Origin of the sequence: Ferruginibacter sp. (genome assembly GCF_031430955.1) — a bacterium.
Taxonomy (GTDB): domain Bacteria; phylum Bacteroidota; class Bacteroidia; order Chitinophagales; family Chitinophagaceae; genus Ferruginibacter.
Map to the genome: position 1 here is coordinate 1 of NZ_JANPCM010000411.1, position 4,995 is coordinate 4,995.

The following is a 4,995-nucleotide window of genomic DNA, read 5'->3' on the forward strand; positions in this document are numbered from 1 at the left end:
AAATGCTGGTTACAAAAAAATCACCGTCATATTAAAAATCGCAGCAAAAATTACTAAACAGTTTCTAGCTAAGTTCCTCTTTAAGGAACAGGGGCTAATGTGAATCCCTCGTAACAACAGAACCAGAACTTCCCTGTAAAAAATCTAAATCGGCACCTTTGTCTGCGCCCATTACATGCTTGATATACATGCTTACATAACCTCTGGTTGCAGCAGCTGGCGGAGCAATCCATGCAGCTTTACGTATTGACAACTCTTCATCACTTACATGCAAATGTAATTTACGTTGTGCAATGTCTAATTCAATCATATCACCATTTTGCACCAATGCTAAATTGCCTCCAACAGCACTTTCAGGCGAAACATGCAGCACTGCAGTACCATAAGCCGTACCGCTCATTCTGCCATCGCTAATGCGAACCATATCTTTAATTCCCTTTTGCAATATTTTTTTTGGTAAAGCCATATTGCCCACCTCGGGCATACCGGGATAACCAACCGGCCCAACATATTTCAACACCATTACACAGTTTTCATCAATATCTAAATTGGGATCATCAATTCTTTTATTGTAATCTTCAATGCTTTCAAATACCACAGCCCTTCCTTTATGTTTCATTAAAGCAGGCGTTGCAGCACTTGGTTTTATTACTGCACCATTTAATGCCAAATTCCCTTTTACTACCACACAACCAGCTTCGGCTTTTATTGGCGAATTATATTTTGCAATTACATCTTCATTGTAACAAATGGTATTGCCTTCAATATTATCCTGATGATTTTTTCCGGTAACTGTAATTATATTTTTATGTAAATGATTTTTTAATTCATTTAATATAACGGGTAAACCGCCTGCGTAATAAAAATCTTCCATCAAATATTTCCCTGATGGCATAAGGTTGAGCAGCAAAGGGATTTTACTGCCCAACGTATCAAAATCTTCTAATTTTAAATCCACTCCAATTCTTCCGGCAATGGCAATTAAGTGAATAATAAAATTAGACGAACCTCCAACAGCAGCATTTACTTTAATGGCATTTTCAAATGCTTCTTTGGTAAGAATTTTATCTATGGTTAAATTTTCTTTTACCATTTGTACAATTCTTCTGCCGCTTAATTGTGCCATTACTTTTTTTCGGCTATCGGCTGCAGGTATTGCGGATGCACCGCTTAGTGTTAATCCTAAACTTTCCACCATTACCGCCATGGTACTTGCAGTACCCATCGTCATGCAATGGCCAATACTGCGGCTCATGCAACTTTCGGCAAACTCACAATCTTCTTGTGTCATCTTACCGGTTTTCATATCTTCATCAAACTTCCATACATGTGTACCCGAACCAATATCCTGCCCTTTATATTTTCCATTAAGCATTGGCCCGCCGGGTACAACAATAGTTGGTAAACCTACACTTGATGCACCCATTACTGTCGAAGGTGTTGTTTTATCGCAACCTGTTAACAATACCACACCATCAATAGGATTGCCACGTATAGATTCTTCTGCATCCATACTTGCTAAATTTCTAAACAGCATTGCAGTTGGTTTCAATAATGTTTCTCCCAAACTCATTATAGGAAACTCCACAGGAAAACCGCCGGCTTCTAACACACCTTTTTTTACTGCTTCCGCATGATCCCTGAAATGTGCATTGCAGGGAGTAAGTTCGCTGAAAGTATTACAAATACCAATCACCGGTCTGCCATCAAACATATCCGTAGGCATACCCTGATTTTTCATCCAGCTGCGGTAAATAATTCCGTCTTTATCTTTTTTACCAAACCAATCGTGGCTGCGAAGTTTTTTATTCATAACGCATATTTTGTAACAACAATCATTAATATTTAAAAAAAGAAAGTTAAGGCATGATTGTATAAGTTCAAGTAATACAGAATTTTATTTTAGTTTAATCAGAAAAAAAGACCTGATGTAGATACAAAAGATCTTGTTTTATTTATAAAAACCAACTGCTGTTATTTAATTATTTAAGGTTTATCCCACCAAATTTTTGTGCTTAATTTATCTGCCCCCTGTGCTGCAACAGCTGCATTTACATTAGTAGTATTTATTGATAATTCTGTTGTTGGATAAGTAAGTCTTCTTATAAAAGTTCCGTTTGGTACATCCGGATTACTGGGTTGCCCGTAAGGGTTAGCCGTTAATGCAGGAAATCCGCTTCTTCTAAAATTTGCAAAAGCTTCAGGCCCGTTTAAAAAAGAAGCAATCCAGTATTGGGTATTAATTTGATTTAACTCTGTACCTGCACCCAAAGGGTTTGCAGTTACATAAATATCTCTGGCTGCGGCAGTAACAGCTGCGCCTGCATCATAAGTTACCATTTGATCCATGTGTGCTCTTATACCATCGCTAAAATATTGTGTGGATGTTCCGGCAGTTATCCATCCTCTAAATCTTGCTTCGGCCAATAACAAATTTGTTTGAGCTGCCGAAACTAAAAATACAGGCGATGTTGTTTTTAATATTCTTCTTCTGTCTGCCTGGCTGTAATCATAAAAGCTGGCAAGGCCATCGGCAGTGGCCTGGGTTACAATGGTTCCATTATCTTTCCCCATTGGCATTCCAATTTGTTGTGCAGCATTATTGGTACTAACTGCCACAGTCTGACTGTTTCCGGAAGTTGCACCAACATAGCGAATTGCAATTGCAGATAATCGGGGATCATTTGTATTTTTTAATTGATCTACAAAGGGTTTTGTTAAGTAAAAATTTGCTGCTTCACTCCCGTTAAGTGTACCGCCTATTGGTTGATTATAATTAGCATCATGCCTTATATAAGCGTTATCTGCATTATCAATTATTACACCACCGGCAAATGCTGCTGCCACGGTGGCCTGGGCTTTTGTAAGGTCTGCTTTGCTTAACCTCATGCCTGCTCTTAACAATATAGAGTAGCCAAACTTTTTCCATTTTGCAATATTACCACTGTACAAAACATCCGAATTTTCTATTGTACCGGCAGCATTTAGTGCAGCGGATGCTTCTGTAAGTTCTTGTATCAATTTTGTATAAATGCCCTGCTGGGCATCATATTTTGGCAACAATATTTGATTAGAATAACCAGCGCCGGCTTCAGTAAAAGGAATGTCGCCATATTCATCTGTGAGTATCATAAATGAATAAGCCTGATAAATCCTGGCCATGTTATACAAATTACTTCTGGCCGGAACGCTTTTGGTATTCTGGATTACATCATAAGTATATTTAATCACATTTTGATAATACGCCGCCCAAATGGGTGCTGTGGTTACATCACGGCTATCCTGATTGAAATTTGCACCTGCAAGTACACCGCCATTTGGTGAAACCATTTGCTGCACAATTCCAATATCAAAAATTAAAGACTTTACCGGGAATGATGAATTAATAACTGCATTGTTCAGTAAAAATGCAGGATCTACCGATGTGGGGCTTGTTTTATTTTTATTTAATTCTTCCAATCCCTTATCACAGGAAAAAACAAATATTGATAATCCAATCAATAAAAAATAGCTGAATATTTTTTTCATAATTATCTGTATTAAAATTTAATATTTAAATTCAATCCAATTCCTCTTGTTGTTGGTAAACCGGGTGATTCTAGGCCCACCTGATTGTCGGAACCAAATCCAAAAGTTTCCGGATCAAGATTATCTACCCATTTTTTAAGTATCAAAATATTATTAGCAACCAGATCAATCCTTACACCTTTAAAAGGCAATTTTGCAGGAATAAATTTTGTAAGATCATAACCTAAGCTGATTTGGCGAAGTTTCCAGTAACCGCCATTATAAATAACAGACTCTATTATTTGCTGAGTTCTCAAATGCTCCCAATATGTTTGAACAGGTGAAACTACAGTGTTTGTTGTTCCACTTTGATTTACACCTTGCCCAATTACACCACTGCTTCTTCCCTCAAGTGTATTTTTATGCAAACCATGACGGGTGGCATTAAAGTTGGTACCAGAAAGCATTTTATTTCCCAGTTTGTAATCTATAAAAACAGTAAGGCTAATGCCTTTGTAATTAAATGAATTTAAAAAACCACCCGTCCATTTTGGCAATGCACTACCAAATAAAACCAGGCCAGATGTACGAAGGGGCAAACCATTTGCCTGAAAAATTCTTTGTCCGCCTTTTGTAGCATCTGTTGCATATCCAAAGCCCGCAATCTGTCCCATTTCCTGTCCTACAACATGCCTTACCTCTCCGTTAAATACATGGGTGCCAATGGTAATTCTTTCGCCGGGTGTATTTGTAATAATGCTTAATACTTTTGTTATATTGTAAGAAGTATTAGCAGTGAACTGCCAGGTGAAATTTTTGTTTTGAACAGGAATTAAATTCAACATGGCTTCAACACCTTTGTTGCTACTCTCTCCACTATTAATACGGGTATTTAAAAATCCTGAAGCATCTGAAACCTGCACCTGAACGATCTGGTCTCGGGTAATTTTTTTGTAAACAGCAACATCAAGATTTACCCTGTTTTTAAACATTTTTAACTCAAGGCCAACTTCTGTTTCAGAAACCCTGCTTGGTTTTAAGTTTGGGTTAGGTATAGAATTACCGCTGTTTGCAACCGGCACTGATACTCCGGAAGGATTATTTATTAAATTAGCATTTACTGTATAAAAAAGTTGTCCGGCATAAGGAGCTACATCGCCATCGCTACCCACTTCTGCGTAACCCAATCTTAATTTTCCAAAATTTAACCAGCTTAGCTTGCTAAGGTTTTCGGAAAAAACATAAGCGCCGGAAACTGAAGGATATAAAATGCTTCGGTTTGCTGCGGATAATGTAGAGAACCAATCATTTCTTACTGTGCCATTTAAATACAAAGTTTTTTTCCAGGATATTTCAGCAGAACCATATAAAGAATTTACACCTTGTTCTATCAATGTATACACAGGATCTTTTGCCCTTCCGTTTTGTACACTATAAAGCCCTCTTACAAAAAAATCTGTAACCTGTACATTATTTACATCCAACCGC

The 4,995-nt window shown here is 37.5% G+C and carries 3 protein-coding genes; all 3 read right to left on the minus strand.

Annotated elements, in window-relative coordinates:
* Window positions 1–94: 94 nt before the first annotated feature.
* Window positions 95–1,813: an IlvD/Edd family dehydratase gene (locus ACY65O_RS11480; protein ID WP_462220997.1), complete on the minus strand. Its 1,719-nt coding sequence runs from the start codon at window positions 1,811–1,813 to the stop codon at window positions 95–97.
* Between the two features lie 173 nt (window positions 1,814–1,986).
* Complete coding sequence (locus ACY65O_RS11485) at window positions 1,987–3,528, minus strand: SusD/RagB family nutrient-binding outer membrane lipoprotein (RefSeq protein WP_462220998.1); 1,542 nt, start codon at window positions 3,526–3,528, stop codon at window positions 1,987–1,989.
* Between the two features lie 11 nt (window positions 3,529–3,539).
* Window positions 3,540–4,995, minus strand: a 1,456-nt coding sequence (locus ACY65O_RS11490) for a TonB-dependent receptor domain-containing protein (protein WP_462220999.1), incomplete at its 5' end; no start/stop codon positions are given.

Coding starts and splice junctions, on each gene's coding strand:
- ACY65O_RS11485 (WP_462220998.1), bottom strand. CDS start 3,528: ATGAAAAAAATATTCAGCTATTTTTTATTGATTGGATTATCAATATTT.
- ACY65O_RS11480 (WP_462220997.1), bottom strand. CDS start 1,813: ATGAATAAAAAACTTCGCAGCCACGATTGGTTTGGTAAAAAAGATAAA.